Here is an 18869-nt window from a genome sequence, read left to right as displayed (position 1 = left end):
AGCCACTATTCTTTTAAAGCTATCCAGACTTATATAATATACCCTTATACAAGACACTATGAGTAAGATTGTACTCTTCAGCGACATTCACGCCAACCTGCCAGCCTTGGAAGCTTTCTTTGAAGATGTGGAAACCAGAAAACCAGATTTCATTTATTGCCTCGGGGATCTGGTGGGCTATAACATCTGGGCAAACGAGGTGGTGGACGAGATCAGTAAACGCAACATCCCGACTATTGCTGGCAACTATGATTTCGGCATTGGCAGGGAAAGCAACGATTGTGGCTGTGCCTACAAGACCGAGCAGGAAAAAGCCAACGGTGCAGTATCCATCTCTTTTACCAATGAGATCATCCAACCAGCACAACGCCAGTACCTGCGGTCGCTGCCAGCCCATATAAAAGTAGAGTACCAGCTAAACGATGATAAGTTGAACTTGCTGCTGGTGCATGGAAGCCCAAGAAAAATAAACGAGTATCTCTTTGAAGATCGGGATGAAAAAAGCATGCTCCGCATTATGAAGGATGCTGATGCCGACATCATGTGCTTCGGGCACACGCACAAGCCGTACCACAGGATCTTGGATTCTGGGGAAGAGGGCAAGCCACACTACAGACATGCTATTAACATCGGATCGGTGGGCAAGCCCAAGGATGGCGATAACCGTGGTGGCTACGTGCTGCTGACTATTGACGAGAACAGTTCGGTGCTGGACAAAAACAGCATTCAGGTAGAGTTTATCCGCTTCAAATACGATTACGAGAAAGCTGCCCGTGCCATTGAAGAATGCATTCTGCCGAACGATTATGCTGAAAATTTAAGAAAAGGCTGTTAAAACTGTACGATATGAGTGTTACCAACTGTGCCCCAACACACGAGCGGAAAAAGCTACGTTTCTTCGACCGCTACCTCACCCTGTGGATCTTCCTTGCCATGTTTATTGGCGTGGGTATCGGGTATCTTTTACCTGAATCCTCTGGATTCATCAATTCCTTTTCCAGTGGAACGACTAACATACCGCTTGCCATCGGATTGGTTTTGATGATGTACCCACCACTGGCAAAGGTTCGCTTTGAGAAGATGGGTGAAGTGTTCCGAAATGTGAAGATCCTGAGCATATCACTAATGCTCAACTGGGTGATCGGACCGCTGCTGATGTTTTTTCTGGCGATCATTTTCTTTCATGACCAGCCTGAGTACATGGTCGGCCTGATCCTGATCGGCATTGCCCGTTGCATTGCCATGGTAATGGTGTGGAACGAATTGGCAGAAGGCAGTAGGGAGTATGCTGCAGGCCTGGTGGCGTTGAACAGTATCTTCCAGATCTTCTTCTACAGCCTGTACGCTTACCTGTTCATATCAGTGCTACCACCATATTTTGGGGTAAAGAGTGCCGAGATCAACATTACCATCGGGCAGATAGCCGAGAGCGTGATGATCTATCTGGGCATCCCGTTCTTTGCTGGCGTGATCAGTCGTTATGCCTTGATCAGTTGGAAAGGGCTGGACTGGTTCAACAATAAGTACATCCCCTTGATCTCGCCTATCACGCTGATTGCGTTACTGTTTACGATTGTGCTGATGTTTAGCCTGAAAGGGGAATTGATTGTGCAGATTCCGTCTGATGTGGTACAGATCGCCATTCCACTCGTACTGTACTTTGTGATCATGTTCTTCATCAGCTTTTTTATTGGGAAGAAATTGGGTGCAGATTACTCCAAGAACGCAGCCATCTCCTTTACGGCTACGGGTAACAACTTTGAGTTAGCCATTGCGGTTGCCATCGGTATCTTTGGTATTAATTCAGGTCAGGCGTTCGCAGGCGTGATCGGACCGTTGGTGGAAGTGCCAGCGTTGATCCTGCTGGTAAACGCTGCGTTTTGGTTTAAGCGGAAGTGGTATAGATAAGAAAAGCTTTGTCTAGTTGTCTAGTCTGAAATAAGTTTACTTCAATCTTAAAATATCTCCGTGGCTGTTGCACAACCAACTTAGATATAGTCGTTAAATAATAGGTAGTGGTTAATTCTATGGTGTTATACAGGGAAGGAAGAATTTTAAAGATGAGCGGCAATTGCTCTTTTCGCTTTCGGCTCATGTGCCGGAACATAACTTTTACCGGCGTCTCAAGGACAGGATTGACCTTTCGTTTCTCTATGAGCTGACGGCTCCCTTCTACGGCAAGTGCGGCCATCAAAGTATTGATCCGGTCGTCTTCTTCAAGCTCTGCCTGATAAGCTATCTGGAAAACATCATATCAGACCGAAAGCTGATCGAACACTGCAGTCTTCGGCTGGACCTGTTATACTTTCTGGACTACCAGCTCGACGAACCGTTACCCTGGCACTCCACCGTATCACGCACCCGCAAGCTGTACCCTGAACGCCTGTTTGAAACCCTGTTCGACAGGGTTGTCAGCCTGTGCGTAGAACAAGGCATGGTCTCGGGCAGTGTGTAGGCAATCGATTCCGCTCCTGTTAAAGCCAACGCTTCGATGGAAAGCCTGCTGTTAAAACAACCGCAGGAGACTGAGCAAGTGCACCTGGCCACTACGCTTCATGACGTTCAACATTCTAAGAACATTAAGCCGCTACCATTTATTACCGCTCCTGCCCATCAGCTCAGGAAGCTGGAAAAGCATCAGCAAAATCTCAAAAGCGCTCCAACTGCTTTAGGGGCAAATCATGAGAAGGCGCAGCTGGTTAGTAACAAAAGGCATTATGCCCCACATGATCCGGATGCCCGCATCTCTGTCAAGACAGGAAAGGCCAGAAAGCTCAACTACCACTGCAGCATGGCAGTTGATACAGCAATGGGAGTGAACTCACATATACAGGCCGATTATGCAGATGGCCGTGATAGCCAGTATCTGTCAAACCTGACTGGGCAGGTGCAAAGCCGACTCCTAACCAATGGGCTATTGATGCTAGATCTGCTGGCCGATGCAGGGTATTCGAATGGGTCGAACTATTACTTTCTGGAACTACGGGGGATTACTGCCTGGATACCGGTTTTTGGAATGTACAAGCCTGAAATCAATGGATTTCCCTATGATAAGAAAGCAGATCAGTTTAACTGCCCGATGGGCAAACCGTTACAGTTCAAAAGCTTTGATCATACACTAGACGGCAGGTTACTGAAACATTACTGGGCAGCACCCAGTGATTGCAGGCAATGTCCTCGCAAAGCTACCTGTGCCCCTAAGACCAGGTGCCGCAAAATTACCCGCACCGCGTATGACGAGCAATACCAGCGGGCTTTCGCCAGGCAACATAGCAAGTAAGGAAATCGCATGAAGAAGCTTCGCCAAAGCACCATAGAGCCAGTGTTTGGAAGCCTGGTGCAGCACTATGGGCTGCGCAAGATCAACGGGCTGGGCAAATCAGGAGCGCATAAAGTAATGCTGCTGGCAGCCGTTGCCTTCAACCTCAAAAAGTACATGAAATGCAAGCCAGCCAGAGCTGTAAGCATGGCGCAGGTGCTGGAAAAAGGAGCTTTTGTAAGCAACTCTTTTACGTTTTTACTGCGCTATGAAACGGAAACTCCTGAAGCTAGTGTGAAGCTATAAGTTTAGGAAGTTTAGACGCAGAAAGTGTAATTCTTAAACGTAGTTGTGCAACAACCACCCTCGTTTTTTTAAGATAATGGCACAGTAAAGAATACTTTACCAGCTTATTGCGGTTGGCACGAGAGCAAAAAGCTCTCGTAAGAAGGGTAGAGAGATAGATTGTCTTTGCATTTCGCGCCAAACAGATATATGTTGTTTCTGAAGTAGTTCACTACGATAGCGAGTGAGGTTATTTAGTGACTCGTCACTCTTCATTGCTAAATAGTAACTCTTCATCCGACTTACAAAATCATAAAAAGCTTCTTTACGAGCTACACATAAAGGATCTTTGTTAATACGAAGTACTTTCAATGTATATTCAGCACGAACTTTCTGTTGGGTATCGAGAGTAAGGTGCGGTTTAAATTGGAAAGTATTTTCTAAATCCAAAAAGAAGTAATCAATGGCATTGTCATGGCGAGGATGTAATAGGGCTTCCTTGCCAGCTGGAGGTGGCTCAACAGCTTGATGTATAGAACGGATTGCTTCTGTTAATACACCGGTTGCATCGACAACAGCATAAGAGTTATTTTTAGGACCATTGCAAGGACCGCAAGCAAAGAGGTAGTTGTTTGGGTCGAAGGATAGCTCAGGAAACCAACTTTTAGGACGGATATGTTCTATTTCATCCGCAAGAGAATCTTCGCAGTAGCCACAACGTCGAGCTCCCGGACAGGTTGATTCCAGAGCTGTACGAACTCGTTGAAAAAGTGCTACCGGCTTAGTCTTCCAGCGTTGATTAGCTTGTGAAACCCGAGTACTATAATCTATTTCATTATTTACTTGTTGTTGGATAGCTTGCAGAGCTTGCTGATCAGCTACCTCAAGAGCTAATGGGGCAGTTAGGTAGATCATAAATCACCTAATATTTTCTTTACAAAGGCTTCAGAGTCACTTATTGGGAGAATCTTTCGCAAATCATCCCGTTCTATCTTTTCCGCATCAGTCAACTCGGTCTTAAGTGCCTTTTCATTTAAAGTAGTAAGCCGTGTCGCCAAAGCTTGACCTGCTTCTGATTGCGTATATGCCAACCCAAAAACTTCTGTACCATAAGCTTCTAATACATTGCCGTATATCAAGCGATTTAAATCAGCCCCCTCTACCATACCTCCCAAATCGTCTGTTCCTGGAACTGGTAACCGGAAAACCGATCCTTTTTCAGATGCTTGACAGACAAGAGGGCTATGTGTAGTTACAAAGAATTGAATCTTCGGGAAATGCTTCGTTAACCAGTACCCGATCCGTTTTTGCCATACAGGATGTAAGTGAGCATCTATTTCGTCAATTAAAACAACACCTGGCACTTTAACTCGAATCATCTCAGTATCAGGTATTACTTCAAAAATGTTTTCCCCATAATTACTTTCTAATTGGCGGAGCAGTTCAAACGCTAAACTTAACACAGAGCGAAAGCCGTCACTCAATTCAAAAATATTTACTCTGCTATGGTTCGCATCACAAAAGAAAATACCTTCGGATGAAACTTCTTCTAGCCGAGTATTATGGGGTAAAAAATCAGGTTGATTTATAAAAGACTTCATTAGGTCTAAAAAACCAGAAGTATGCGACTCAAGGCTTCGGAATTTCAACTCGCGAAGCCAATTAAGTGCCTCAGACAACGCAACATTTTCTTTGAAAAGGGAAAGGTGGGCAGCAAGCTTTTTGTTTTTAGGACCGTCTAAAAGCTTTTCATACTCGGCATCCCCTCCGGTAAATCGTCTGAAGGGACCAAACCCTGCTGAAAACCATCCGTTGTTATGGCCCCATGCTGTTTTATAGGAAAAATCAACTCCGTTTTCTGTAGACTTTGTCCAGTATGTGTTTAATGAACTATTAAAGCCAAAGTTTATTTTTAGTACGTACTTTTTATGCTGTAAATGTTCCTCAGAATAACTTTCAGATAGTTTCTCAAATCCTGAATGCTCAAATAAAATACTATTTTCTTCTTGAGAAGGCTCTATTAAATCAGAATCATTTAGAGTTGAATTAGCTGAAGTATAAGTTGTAGTTCTAAGTTCAAAACCAGTTGCAATTACCGTAACACGGATGCTTTGACCCAAGTCAGCATCAATACCATGTCCAAAGATAACTTCAGCTTCCTGGCCTGCTTTGTCCTGGATATATTCTGTAATCTCAGTCAGTTCGTCCATTTCAAGTTCAGCCTGCTCACCAGACATGATTGAAAGAAGGATTTTCTGAGCACCATGGATGTCAGTGTTGTTCAATAACGGAGATGAAAGAGCTTCTTCAGCAGCACGTAGCGCGCGGCCTTCGCCTTCTGTTATCGCAGAACCCATCACTGCGGCACCAGAGTCTTTCATTACTGTTTTAACATCGTCAAAATCGATGTTGACTTCAGCCGTAATCGTTACCAAATCGATAACAGGCATTACTGCTGCCATTATTATATTATCTGCTTTTGTAAATGCCTCACGAATAGTAAGGTTACCAAATATCTCTCGTAAATTGTCACAGTGGATAACTAGCGTTGTGTCGCAGTTTTCGCGTAGTTCTTTCACGCCAACTTCAGCAGCCTGCATTTTTTTGCGACCTTCGAAAGCAAAGGGAATGGTGACAACTCCTATAGTAAGTATACCTAGTTCTTTTGCAACTTTAGCGATTACCGGAGCAGCACCTGTACCGGTACCACCGCCCATACCTGCTGTAATAAATACCATTTTGGTATCATTGCCCAGCATTTCGCGAATTTCTTCTTTGCTTTCCAGAGCAGCCTGACGGCCTTTCTCAGGGTTAGCGCCAGCTCCAAAACCTTCAGTAAGGTTTTGGCCGATAGAAAGCCTTGTTGGAACGGTGCTACTTTTAAGAGCATGAGCATCGGTATTACATATGACAAACTCAACATCTTTAATGCCTTGGCTATACATATGGTTCACAGCGTTGCTTCCACCGCCCCCAACACCAATCACCTTAATGATGCCGTCATTCGCATTACTTAACTCATCACCTGCGTCAGCTTGTATATTGATGGAAATATGGCCCTCATCTGCATTCTGCCGTAACCAGGCAGCATAATCTACCCAAAGTGCTGTGGATCTTTCTAACCCAAGTAAACCTATTGCTAAAGCTCTTAAGAATGACGACTTGCCTGATCCGTTGTCACCTAAGATAACATGCCATCCAGCTGGCGGACATTTATCAGGTAATTTCCAAGTTAGCTTCTCAATAGCTCGGATATTTTCCAGATTTACTTCAAGTACCTTCATTTAAAGATCTTTTTACAATTTGCGTATGAATAGTCGTCACTAACTCGTAGTAGTATAATCAGTTAAAAGACTTAGCAAAGCTACTTGTATTTATTTTAACAGGTAAATAAATGAATTTGTATTACATCTACTAGTTAAACTTACTCTTATCAATATTCTAGAGTCATTGAAAGTGCGCATGTAATTCTATTACCTTGTTATCTAATCTTCTTTGTTCGCTCTCTCGAAAGGTACGTTGCTTAGCTGTCAGTTTGGTATTTTTTTCACTTTATCTTCTTGTAGGATTTATGCATAGAACTATAAAAAAAATCGACTTAATTTACCGCATTTGTAGGGTGTGATGCGCTTCTTCGGCAGAGACTTTATAAACAGATCTTAGTGCACGCTAAAAACATCTGCGTGGAGTTCCGTCCAACTGTGTTAGGTAGTGAGATTAATGATCTTAAAGTGTATTAAAATGGCTATTTTTCGGTGTCTGCAGATATTGCATATCCAATAGCCAAAGTAGCCTTACTCAATGCCCAAAAAGAAGGCCTTTCTTACAGCTATATTTTACCGCGTAAACAGTAAAGTTGTATAAGTTATTTGTGGCAATGAAGCGCTTCCAACGTAAAACAGTCCTACTCCAAATGGTGGACTTTACATGTCATAATTCCCATCCAATAATGCTGCTTTTGCAAATTAACTTCTGCCATAAAACTCCTGTTTTTTACAACCTAAAAGCGATACCTACGACTGCTCTCGGTAGCAAAGTAACCATTAAAGAAAATGCCTTTTAAAATAGCAGATAACACTCCGTAAAAGATCTACTTTTTTAACGCTCTGCTAAGTAAAATTCAGCAGGAGAATTTTCTGTTCTAAAACGCTACTTTCTGCGGCCGCAAATAATCGTTTTTTAGACGTAAGATCAGGTGCTACTAGTCAGGCAGAAAACTGGTCATATTTTCTATTGTTTGAGCCCCGCATTTTACATACCTGCTGTAAAATCAATTTTGTGCGAATGCAGCCAACGAAGCCGCAAAATAGGTGCTCCAGACACGCAACAATGCATACCTAAAACAACAATGTTTTTTATGCCGCAAAATGACCATAAACTAGCGCAGTTTTAGGTGGTATTTTTCATACCTGTTTCCGCTCATCTGTAGCACGAAAATAGGCTCTTAAAATGACCAGATTTTGCACGCCAACTAGCCGTACCGGAAGTAGTCTAAAACAGAAGTTAGTGCATACCCTTTTTTGCGGTCGTATGAAGTGCACATTTCTGCGTTATAACGGCACGTCTGCGAAAGGATTTTTTGCCCTATAAATATGGTAGCCGATGAAGCAATAAATCATGCGCTTAGGAAACTTGTTGTAATATGTTCAAATACACCCCTTTTACGGGAAGTTCGAACAAGGGCTATTATAGGTAAACATTGTTAATAAAAATCTAAAATGGGATGCTAGTTTCTGCGCAAAAAATGCTGTTTTTGCGATAAAAGCTGCTGATTCTATCACGACAGCTCTACTCTGTTTTATGGCAAGCTATGCTGCCTAAAAAGGCACCTACTTCTTTGCTTTAAGACTTGAATAGAAACTAGAATAATAAGCGGTAGTTAATACAGCATAAAATCCCATAATATATAGTTTCCTGCAGTGGGTCATTTATCGTGTTACAACGTCCTGAGCCGTATAAATGTCCTGCTCTTGTTTTTTATAAATAGCCAAGTAAAGTTCGTTTTGATTTGAAGCACAGCAACGAACTATTTATGTGGTACAAAGGCCTGTAAGGGTGCACTATTTTAGCAGGCATACTTGGCAGCCATTATAGCGCTTTTAGTGTATACGCGCGGTTTGCTTAAAGTTAGCTCCTTTTTACGCTATTGTTGCGTGTTCTGCACCTACTCTAATTTCATGGAATAGTAGTAATGGGGCCGCAAAATAGGCTGTTAGTTAACAGATATTATCACTCAAGTATTACTTAAAAAAATGGGTTGTTTTTGTGGCATCGGATTTACGCAAAATGGCATGTTGCCTAGTCTCTAGACCACCTGCTTTTTCTTCATATGGAGAGTAGCAATTAAGAAGTGCGTAAATGTGGCTGCTCTGAATAGATAAACTGGCTACAAAGCACCGGTGTTGTTGCCGTAATCTTGCGCCGTTTTTGCTGCCTTTTTAGAACAGCTAGATTCAGCACATAAATCCGTTGCAAATGCGTGGGCATGCGTTAATCTATTTTGCGTTAAATTAGATCCGCCGACGTAAAATTAGGATAACAATAGACCGGTTAATAACGCTTTCTTACTTAACACTTTTAAACTGCATCAGCTGCCAGAAAAGACTACTAAAATTACATGATTTTATAGATCAAAAAGGCATTGGGTAGAACCGCAACTACGGGAGAATAGCTTTTGGCTATTTTGCGGTAGTACCTGGCCATTCTACCTATGAGAAAAGATCATTTTCTTGAGCACTGCATTTGATTAATCTTCACCGCATTGCCCTTTGCCCCTGCAGCTATTATTGAGTTGCTTTTTGACACGGAAGATTCTATGCTAAATAAGCTTAAAGTAGTTGTACCTGTATGTACCTGAAATTTTGTATCGATAATACAGTTGTAAGAAATAGCTTTTCTGCGGCAGGAATGTTTTTCCAGTAGAAAAGCCTGGCTTCAAAGCAACTTCATTTGGGCAGTTGAAGAAGCTTGTATTTGCCCTTCGAAGCAATCAGGTAAGGTACTATTAGAGAGCTGGCAACAGTCGCAGTTGTGGACCTGGTTTCAGCGGTGTATCAATGTAGTATTTGTAGTGCCTTTTGTCGCTAAACAGCGTTTCTAGCCGCAGAACAGACGACTCCTGACCATCTGTAAGCTTACGTACAAAATAAAACCTTATAGAGGCTATAAATGCGCCGCATTATGAAGATGCTCCGGTACACAGTAAAGATCATAGAAGAGTGCCGGCGCCTGGGATTTCCGTAGCCAGAGATTAAGACCATTGGCGGAGTTTCCTTGACATTATTCAAAGACATCTATTCAGAAGAGCATCTTAAGGGGCTAGCACTAAATAACCGGCAGTAGAGACATTGCTGCTTTGGAAAAATGATTGCAGGATTCAGAACAGTAAGTACAAAGAAAAATTTAGCATAACAGACCGAACAGCCTTACGGGATTTAACAGAATTAGTGGAGGAAGACCTACTTACCAAAGAAGGGGAGGAAAAAAGCCACTGTTTATGTCTATAATGGCCGGAATGTCGGGTATAGGCCACAGATGCCGGATAAATTAGGCATACCCAATTAGCTGCTAAAGCAGTGGCTGCTTTACAAAATAAGAAACAAAGGGCCGGTGCAGGTAATACGCTGGCCGTTTTTGCAATGGGATGTCTAGCAGTAGAATTAGCTGCTGTGCGGGAAAATAAACATTAGCAACTTACTATATATTAAATATAAAATTATAGTATTTTAGCATTACTAAAGCTACCTAAGACTATTGAAAACAAATGATATTTACTCCACATCCGCATGACCTACTTCAAAGACAATGCACGCAGCTGCATGCACTGCAAAGATGCTTATTATCCAATCCCTTAACAGCCATGGCATCAGCTTAAACAGTTGCTGTAAAATAAACCGAAAGCGAAATGCATAAACTTTTACTTATTTTTCTTGCCTGCAGCTTATTTGCAATCAGGCCAGTTTCTGCGCAGCTAAAAGTCATTAATCCTTCTAATCAAACCGTCTCGATTGCCATCGGCTTTTACCATGAGAAGGGACTCTTTAAAGGCTGGCACACACAGGGCTGGATCAACATTGCGGCTCATGATTCTGCTACCCTACTACCGGAAGGCATTGCTAGCGGGCAGTTCTACTACTTTGGTAAGCTTGCAGGTTGCGACCAGCTCTTTCAGGGGCAGTATGCTATGCAAATTCAACCAACAGAAGCCTTTTCCATTGCTAACGCAGCAACAGATAGTCCCATTACCCTGAGCAAAGGCCTGCAGAAAGTAGGCTTTGTCAAAGTAGACGTGCCGGAGGGCAAAAGGCAGTATACGCTGCAGCTGCCGTTGGTTAATTGTACCCAGAATGGCGTCAGGCAAGGAGCTTGGACAGTTTACCTAGACCGCGATAAAGAAGAAGTGCAGCAGCAACAGGATGCTGCTTTTATTCGAAATGTTACCTATCAGAATGGAAAGCCAATAGGCCTGGTACGCGATTATTATGCAAATTCCAATATGTTGCAATGGGATGGTAAATTATTAAAGGAACATCCGGAGGTGCGTCAGGGTACTTCCATAACATATGATGAGAAGGGCCAAAAGATAGAAGAAGCTGTTTACCACGAAGGAAAAATAGTCGGAAATGTTCGACGATGGGATATTAATGGTAAGGAGATAAATATAAGAAAAGTATATAAGACTGTTACCGTGATACCTCCTCATGAAGGTTATCTCTTCAGTTACTACAATAGTCAACCAAGCCGGACATTTATACCCATAAAATTACCCGATAATACGCTAGAGTGGTATTATGAATTCATCGCCTTTCGCAATAAGGCTGAATTGCAAGCTGCTCAGGATAAATTTAAATTAGCTTCGGAACTGACACTTTTGATTGACCAGTCTGGCATATTAAAGTTAACCACCGATTTTTTAACTGCGCCCCCAGGAGGAGACGTGTGTAATGTCTATCTCTTCGACAGCAAAGCAAAGGTGAATCATTTTATGCAGAAGCAGAATCCAAACCCAGTGTGGGAAGGCTCACGCGAAAATTTAACAGCTGCAATTGTACCTGTAAAGCAAAAAGGAGAGAACTTATTTCTTGGCTTCTACAATCCTGCTAGTCTGGATGGTATTCACTTTGCCGTAGAGGTTGTTGCTATTGTGGAGGAGCCGGTCGAATTCAAAGCGGATTTATAATTATCAATTAACTTCAATTTATTAGTTGAATCTACAGATCATGATTAAAGATGTTTTATTCAGTTAACATAAAAATATATGTGGTCAGATAGCGAAACCACCAATGATTTACTTGGTTTTAGGGTGCATGCCGATTTACTGGAAGCATTAGTGCTGGATGATGGAATACTACCTGTGACAATAGGCGTGTTTGGCGATTGGGGAAGTGGTAAATCCAGCATCATGAAGATGATGGAGAATCGATTGCAGGCACTTGATGATGATACCGTTTGCCTATACTTTAACGGTTGGGTGTTTGAAGGATATGATGATGCCAAAGCCGCCTTACTTGACTCTATTCTTAAGGCTTTTGATGATGAGAAGAGGTTTGGAGCAGAGGTTAAATCTAGAGTTACGCAGCTATTTAAATCTGTTAACTGGATGCGGGCAATGGGCTTAGGATTTAAGAATGTAGCGCTACCACTAATTATGGCTTCTGTAGGTGGTCCTGTAGGTATTGCTGCTGCATTTTCGGGCGCATTACCTACAGGATTAGGCGAAAAGGTAGCAGGTATAGTTGGTTTAGGTGAGGAGTTAGTCTCAGATAAAGCTATGGCTGAACCAGCCGATTCAAACTCAATCTTTAACGAAGCGCCAGAGGAAAAAGCTATGCTCATTCGCGAATTCCGAGATAGGTTTGAAGAGCTTTTAGCAGAAACAAGAATCAAGCGTCTAGTAGTCTTGATTGACGACTTAGACCGTTGTAGTCCTGAGCGACTTATTGAGAATTTAGAGGCTATTAAGCTTTTCCTAAATGTTCCCAAAACAGCTTTTGTAATAGGTGCTGATCCCCGTATCGTTAAACATGCGATAGAATTTCGATACAAATCTCGTATGACCTCTGATGATCCTGCAAACGCTGACACAAGGACAGAGCAAATAAGTAATCAATTCGTAAAAGATTATCTTGAAAAGCTAATTCAAGTGCCATATCACTTACCGCGTCTATCTGACCCAGAAGTAGAGACTTACTTGTCATTGTTGTTCTGTGAAAAGTACTTGACTACAGAAAGGCAGCAATGTGTATTAGATAAATTTACAGAGTTTAGATCGGCTAATCGCTATGGAACCTTTGGATTCGGTGATATTCAAACTCTATTAACAGCTACAGAAGAAGAGCAACTGCGGCAGAGTGCTCCTTTAATAACATCATTAGCACCTGTCATTACAGAAGGACTTAAAGGTAATCCAAGACAAATTAAACGGTTCTTAAATTCATTTACCCTGCGCACTCGCTTAGCTGGTGTAGCTAAATTAGCCACTTTCGAACTTGATGTTTTAGCTAAGCTTATGGTGTTAGAATATGTAGAGCCTGAGCAATTCAGGAAGCTATATGATTGGCAAGCTTCACAACAGGGAGAGTCAGTTGAATTAGCTGAACTAGAAAGCTGGGCTAGTGATTCTAAGTTTGACGAGATCAGTGCCAAGTATGGGGCAGTTTGGAAGTCTTCTAAATTAGTAAGATGGCTGTTAGTTGAACCCAAGCTTACTGAAGTTGATTTGAGAGATTACTTCTGGTTATCACGAGATCAGCTATCAACTAGCATAAGTGGAGCCTCGCTTATTCCTTCACATATAAAGAATATCTTCAGGGATTTAATGGACTACGGCTCTGAAACTATTCTACGGGCTAAAGCACTAAATGCAACTGCAACTTTAACTGAAACAGAGCAGGAAATACTATTAGAAATGTTAGTAAAGGAAGTCGTTAAGCGACCTGCTTTGGTAAAAGGACATCGCATATTCTTGGAATTTATAGCTATAGAAATGCCTAATGCTCTTGTTCGTTATAAGGAAGCACTAGGTAAAACCAATCATACGGACATTCCATACCACATACATAACACTATAGAATTGATCTCAAACAAAACACCTTCTATTATGGAGCTAGCTACTGTTTATGATCCTAAATCTAAGATTGGAAAGGCTTTCATTACTAAAAAGAAATAATGGGAACTACACAACGCATTGTACCGGGAGTTACTGGAGAGCCCAACTGGGGGAACATATCAAGAGGTGTTACTTCTGTTGCTGGCACAATTCAAAAAGAACAAACTGAAGAAAAAAAAGATGAACCTAATACTAAAAAGCAACAACAACTCACTAAGCGTCGGCAAGAACAGGTAAAACAAACTGTAGGGCGCCTTATTCAAGCTTCCGGTGGGCGAGCAGCAGTAAAATCAGGTCGCTCTGCTACGCTCGGCCGCTCAGGTCGTCGTGGAGCTCAGCGTCTCTCTGGATTTTTGTCAGTAGTTGCTACTGGTGGTTTAGCTGCGGCATTGTCTACTGTCACCAGCCCTTTAGCTAATCTTACTGGCCTCACCAATGATGAAATCATACGACGTATTGTGGCTTATTGCTCCGATGCAAGCACAGGAATGGATGAAACGGCAGCTAACGCAGCCTGTAATCACCTCATGCAACATTATGCTGAACAAGCCCAAACACCAGAAGACCTTGAGAGAGTTATGCAAGGCGCAATCGCTGCAAATGGTGTAGAGTTTCTATTATGCGAATATTTCGGATTTTACATTTTTGAGCATCTATCTCAGAGGTTTCAGGAGAAAATTACACAAGATCGAGGAAAGGCAGTTTCTTCAGCCACGTTTGATGAAATTAAGCTGGACATAATTGGCCGTGTACGTGTAATGGGAGCCACAAAACCTATATCACAAATAAATTGGCACGGGCCACAGGGGCATCAAATTATAGACGATATTTTCGATAGTGTACTAGTTATCTTTCAATAATGAAATTAGATTTACGTATTAGCTCAGGTTCAGCAATAGGAGCTGACAATATTTTGCGCGCTCATATAGTATTTAACGATCCTCGAACTACACCGCCTAATCAAAGTCAAAGTGCGGACATTATTATAAACTGCGACGGAATATTAGATTTGTGCGCTCATGCTCCAGCAAGTGCCTTTGATTTTTTCTTTATAGCAGCTTGTGCATATGGCATTGATAGATTTATTGAGCGTCGTCCTTACTCGGTCGATGGCTGGTCGCGCGAGCTGAAGATGACAGTGCCTGTATTGGATATTACTAATTGGCAGGGTAAAGAGCAGGAAGTGGCTGGAATTTTATCTTTTCTAACTGGTGATTATTGGGATGTACAATTCACAACAAGTTCATTGGTATTACCTTCCCAAGCCACTGTTCTGCTATCACATAAAACAATTGATCATGTAAACCTTTTTTCTGGAGGTCTGGACTCTTTAATCGGTGCAATAGACTTCCTGGAACAAGAACCGACTAAGAACTTACTATTAATTTCACATTATGACCCAAATATGGCTGGGCCTAAAGGGGATCAAATAAAGTTATATACTGAACTATCTAGTAGATTTAAGCAGCCAATCGCTTGGAGCGAATCTGTGGGAGTGTATTTGGAAAATGCGTCCTTAGGCACCAGAGAAAATACCCTACGAAGCCGATCTCTTTTGTTTATTAGCTTAGCAGTACTTGCAGCGAACGCATATGGTCATAGCATACCTGTATGGGTTCCTGAGAACGGAAGCGTATCGTTGAATTACCCACTTAGTCCTTCAAGACGTTCTGCTTGCAGTACCCGTACAACGCATCCACGTTTACTTGAAGATGTAAGACAGCTTCTTGGTGGCTTACAATTGGCGAATAATGTGACAAACCCCTATGAGACTCTAACTAAAGGGGAGATGGTAGTAAATTGCGCAGACTTGCCATTTTTACTAAGTATCATTAACTTTTCAAATTCATGTGGTAAACGTGGGCACAAAAACGGGTGGAAGCGTAGTGCAACCCATTGTGGTGTCTGTATGCCTTGTGTATATCGACGTGCAGCACTAGCTAATTATGCTGATAATACTACATATGGTATTTATATAGAAGAGTTAAAACGTGATTCATCAAATTCCAGATTAATTGGCAAACGAGGTCAAGATCTTGACGCATGCCTTGAATTTCTAAAAAATAACTTAAGCTTTGATGACATACAAACCGAGCTCATAGTTAACGGACTAAATGACTTTTCTATGGTACCGCAGTTTGCTAATGTAGTCCAGAAAACTCGTAAAGAGCTAAAAGATTGGATTAGACAAAATCCTGATTCCGTAATCAGACACAAAGCCGGAATGCCATGATAGATTCTCACTGTCATTTAGATCTTTATCCTGATCCCATTGCGGTAGCTAAACGTTGTGACCAGGCAGGTGTAACTACTTTAGCAATGACTAATCTTCCTAGTCACTTCGGGCAAGGCATACAACATCTGCAGGGATTTAAAAATATTAGAATTGCTTTAGGAATGCACCCTCTTTATGCAGATCGGCATGCAGAAGAATATTCCCTTTTTGACAAGTATCTCGATCTTACATCTTATATAGGTGAAGTAGGTCTTGACTTTAGCCGTATTGGCTTAGCAACTAAAAAAAGACAAATCAAGAGCTTTGATTATATTTTGAGTAAGGTAAGAGGCAAAAAAAAGCTTTTAAGTTTACACTCTCGTGGTGCGGAGAGTGATACCTTAACAATGCTAAAGAAGCACCAGATTAATTTGGCTATATTTCATTGGTATACTGGTTCTGCTAGTATTCTAAAGACAATTGCAGAATCGGGTTATTACTTTTCTGTCAATCCAGAAATGATTCGATCAAATAAAGGACAAACTTTAATTAAGCAAATTCCTAGAAACCAACTGTTAACTGAAACAGATGGTCCTTATGTCCAATATAACAATAGAATAGTCGAGCCAGCTGATGTGAAAGTTGTTATTAATTTTCTGTCGAAAGCTTGGGGTATCGCTGCTAATGATGTGCAACAACAGATAAAGCACAACTTCCAATCTTTGCTAAAGCCATTACGATAAAATCCCAATTAAATAATTTGATTTCGTGAAATGCTTTATACTATTTATCCTTAAGTATTATAAAAAAATATAAATCATCCTCCTTAGGCTTTTTCAAATGAGAATAGTTAAATGTACATACGTCGGCTATATCTTAAGCGAAAGATAGTTTACCCTCTTCAATCTCTATCTTAAGCTTAGTCGCTTTTTCAGCGTACACAGTAGCATATTTCTCTACATCCAAAGCTTTGCTGTTCCCTGCAAGTAATAGCTTAGAGTGCTTTACAGAGTCTAAGAAGTCTAATAGCTCGTCTTTGGAACATGCGTTAAGGGCACAGTTGTAATATAAGTCCTGGTATGCCAGTTCCAAGTCATGCAAACCTTTATAAATAATGTTCTGAGGCTTGTGCTTGTATTTGTCTGGGCTATATCGCTCATATTCCTTTATGAAATAATCGTTTGCACTCTCAACGTTCCAACTCATAAGCTCAGCAATTCTTTAAGAATAATATCTATTGATTTAGCATTTGGTTTTTCCTAGCCCTTCGTCAGGCTAGTTATAGCAGTATCGATTCCATTTCTTGCTGCCATAATTGAGCACCATTCAAGGCTTTGTAGTTATGCTCAACTTTCACGAAATTATCAGGTTTGTCTTTAATATAACTAGCTCTTTTGCCCGCTTTTACAACTTCTTTCTCTACCGCTGCATACACTTGTTTTAGCTGCGTCTTAATGTCTTCCGTAGTTTTACTATAGCGCCAGATATAGGTGGCTAAAGGTTTATCATAGCACTCTAAGACAGCATAAAAGCTGTTACGTGCTTCTATAACCAGTAAAAAGGCAAATGCTGGAGCTGTAATAAACCTGATGGGAAAACTATCATTCTGCCGAACACATAGGTACTCTATGTGTTCAAAATGAAGTGCCTTTTTTACTTGATTCAGATCCCGAAGAAAGTCTAATGTTTTAACCGGATTGATCTTTAGGTTTAACTGCTCTCCAAACTCTTCAGGGCTAAATGATGTAGTGTGATTAGCAGGTGAAGAAGCAATCATGTGCACCAGGTAATCATACTGTGCTTTTTCAATAAGCTGCTCATTTATCTTTCCTAACTCGTCAGAGTGGCCGGTTATCCCATACACACGTGGTCCTTTTCTTTTCAGCTGTACATGTACTGTTACCAGCTCGGAGCCTAGACTTTTTATGATATAAGGCTTGATTGCGTTTAGTTGCTCTATAGAAGCCGGGTTGGGGATAGTTACTTGCACATCCTGTAGGATTCCAGGGATGTGTTTTCCATTAAGTGTAAGGTTGACTTTCCCATTCTGAAAATCCAAATCCTTTAAAGAGTAACTTATTTGGTGTTTTTCTTCTTGCTCTTCAATTTCAATTGGTTGTTTAAGTACTATATAATCAACTTGTTTATTTACTAGATACTCAAACTCTGAATCAGAAGATCTTGCATAAGATTTAGCGAGGTGTTCAAATTTTAAACTGTTAAGCTGTACTGATGTTGTCTGTACCTTAAATGCGTTTATGGCTGTACTTCTAAAGTCCGTAACTTTCACCTCTATCTCCTCGGTAGCAGCATCATATTTATTTATTTCTACTTCCCAATAGGTATTAGGCGCAAACTGCACGTTTTTGCCTGCCAGGGAAGTATTCATGATAGGAATAAAAGCATTCGGAGTATAGTACACCCGGCTGTTCTCCATTTTAAAGATGCGAATTTTAGACTTTGTCATAGACTTATAGATAACAATACATAAATATAGAAAGAGTTTTCTATCCCAAGCACATTTCTTTAGTCATTAAATCTTTACATTGTTATAATATTATTTGATTGCCTTTTCGCTCTTTAGAATGTTGCTCAATCCATTTGACTATGTTACTTTTACTTTATGCCCTTACATATAAATATAGAAGACCTGCTGCATCACCGCTCCATCGAATCAGACCGCATTGAGTTTAAAGAAGGCTGGAACCCTGATGCTATTTATAGGTCTATTTGTGCCTTTGCTAATGATTTTAATATTACGGGCAGTGGGTACATCATTGTAGGGATAGCGGAAGAAAATTGGTCTGCAAAGCCTCCAGTAAAAGGACTTGCCACTTCAGGAATTGCCGAGATTCAATAGAAGTTGATCGGGTTTAATAATCTGATTAGGCCACTCTATAGCCCTAAGATCTTAATAGAAGAAGTAGATGTTCAGCAGCTAATAATCATTTGGATGCCTAGTGTATCAAATTGTCCTTATGAAGTACCCGAGCAGATAACAG

15 protein-coding genes are annotated in these 18869 nt (G+C 41.3%); 11 read left to right on the top strand and 4 right to left on the bottom strand.

Translation table 11 applies throughout. The annotated features are described in order from the left end of the window. Positions 1 to 58: 58 nt before the first annotated feature. The 5 genes from H7F15_RS01470 to H7F15_RS19315 all read left to right on the top strand — a co-directional run bounded on the left by H7F15_RS01470 (position 59) and on the right by H7F15_RS19315 (position 3565). Positions 59 to 835, top strand: coding sequence for a metallophosphoesterase (locus H7F15_RS01470; RefSeq protein ID WP_185195169.1), 777 nt, complete (start codon positions 59 to 61; stop codon positions 833 to 835). Positions 836 to 846: 11 nt separating this feature from the next. Then, on the top strand, positions 847 to 1908 hold the full coding sequence (gene arsB, locus H7F15_RS01465; RefSeq protein ID WP_185195168.1) for an ACR3 family arsenite efflux transporter: 1062 nt from the start codon (positions 847 to 849) through the stop codon (positions 1906 to 1908). 163 nt (positions 1909 to 2071) lie between these two features. Next, positions 2072 to 2455 (top strand): transposase, encoded by a 384-nt coding sequence (locus H7F15_RS01460; RefSeq protein WP_185195167.1) that lies wholly within the window; start codon positions 2072 to 2074, stop codon positions 2453 to 2455. 36 nt (positions 2456 to 2491) lie between these two features. After that, complete coding sequence (locus tag H7F15_RS01455; RefSeq protein WP_185195166.1) at positions 2492 to 3280, top strand: transposase; 789 nt, start codon at positions 2492 to 2494, stop codon at positions 3278 to 3280. 9 nt (positions 3281 to 3289) lie between these two features. After that, positions 3290 to 3565, top strand: coding sequence for a transposase (locus H7F15_RS19315; protein WP_221626956.1), 276 nt, complete (start codon positions 3290 to 3292; stop codon positions 3563 to 3565). Positions 3566 to 3661: 96 nt separating this feature from the next. On the opposite strand, the gene H7F15_RS01445 is transcribed toward H7F15_RS19315, so the two are convergent. Further along, positions 3662 to 4459: an aminoglycoside phosphotransferase gene (locus H7F15_RS01445; protein ID WP_185195165.1), complete on the bottom strand. Its 798-nt coding sequence runs from the start codon at positions 4457 to 4459 to the stop codon at positions 3662 to 3664. After that, on the bottom strand, positions 4456 to 6828 hold the full coding sequence (gene ftsZ, locus H7F15_RS01440; RefSeq protein WP_185195164.1) for a cell division protein FtsZ: 2373 nt from the start codon (positions 6826 to 6828) through the stop codon (positions 4456 to 4458). The genes H7F15_RS01445 and ftsZ overlap by 4 nt, the downstream gene beginning before the upstream one ends. Positions 6829 to 10448: 3620 nt before the next feature. Here ftsZ and H7F15_RS01435 point away from each other — a divergent pair. From H7F15_RS01435 to qatD, 5 genes are all read left to right on the top strand, one after another. Then, complete coding sequence (locus tag H7F15_RS01435; RefSeq protein ID WP_185195163.1) at positions 10449 to 11723, top strand: DUF1036 domain-containing protein; 1275 nt, start codon at positions 10449 to 10451, stop codon at positions 11721 to 11723. A 78-nt stretch (positions 11724 to 11801) separates the two neighbouring features. Next, positions 11802 to 13712, top strand: coding sequence for a P-loop NTPase fold protein (locus tag H7F15_RS01430; protein ID WP_185195162.1), 1911 nt, complete (start codon positions 11802 to 11804; stop codon positions 13710 to 13712). After that, positions 13712 to 14512, top strand: a complete 801-nt coding sequence (locus tag H7F15_RS01425; protein WP_185195161.1) for a hypothetical protein — start codon at positions 13712 to 13714, stop codon at positions 14510 to 14512. The genes H7F15_RS01430 and H7F15_RS01425 overlap by 1 nt, the downstream gene beginning before the upstream one ends. After that, on the top strand, positions 14512 to 15885 hold the full coding sequence (gene qatC / locus H7F15_RS01420) for a Qat anti-phage system QueC-like protein QatC (protein ID WP_185195160.1): 1374 nt from the start codon (positions 14512 to 14514) through the stop codon (positions 15883 to 15885). The genes H7F15_RS01425 and qatC overlap by 1 nt, the downstream gene beginning before the upstream one ends. Continuing rightward, complete coding sequence (gene qatD / locus H7F15_RS01415) at positions 15882 to 16610, top strand: Qat anti-phage system TatD family nuclease QatD (protein WP_185195159.1); 729 nt, start codon at positions 15882 to 15884, stop codon at positions 16608 to 16610. The genes qatC and qatD overlap by 4 nt, the downstream gene beginning before the upstream one ends. Before the next feature lie 133 nt (positions 16611 to 16743). On the opposite strand, the gene H7F15_RS01410 is transcribed toward qatD, so the two are convergent. After that, positions 16744 to 17073, bottom strand: coding sequence for a hypothetical protein (locus tag H7F15_RS01410; protein WP_185195158.1), 330 nt, complete (start codon positions 17071 to 17073; stop codon positions 16744 to 16746). Between the two features lie 73 nt (positions 17074 to 17146). Continuing rightward, positions 17147 to 18334 carry a hypothetical protein gene (locus H7F15_RS01405; RefSeq protein WP_185195157.1) on the bottom strand — a complete coding sequence of 396 codons (1188 nt, stop codon included), beginning with the start codon at positions 18332 to 18334 and terminating at the stop codon, positions 17147 to 17149. Between the two features lie 156 nt (positions 18335 to 18490). Here H7F15_RS01405 and H7F15_RS01400 point away from each other — a divergent pair, with 156 nt between their 5' ends. After that, complete coding sequence (locus H7F15_RS01400) at positions 18491 to 18727, top strand: helix-turn-helix domain-containing protein (RefSeq protein ID WP_185195156.1); 237 nt, start codon at positions 18491 to 18493, stop codon at positions 18725 to 18727. Positions 18728 to 18869: the final 142 nt, after the last annotated feature.

It is taken from the genome of Pontibacter sp. Tf4 (genome assembly GCF_014212495.1).
Taxonomy (GTDB): domain Bacteria; phylum Bacteroidota; class Bacteroidia; order Cytophagales; family Hymenobacteraceae; genus Pontibacter.
This window is presented reverse-complemented; position numbering and strand designations above follow the sequence as displayed.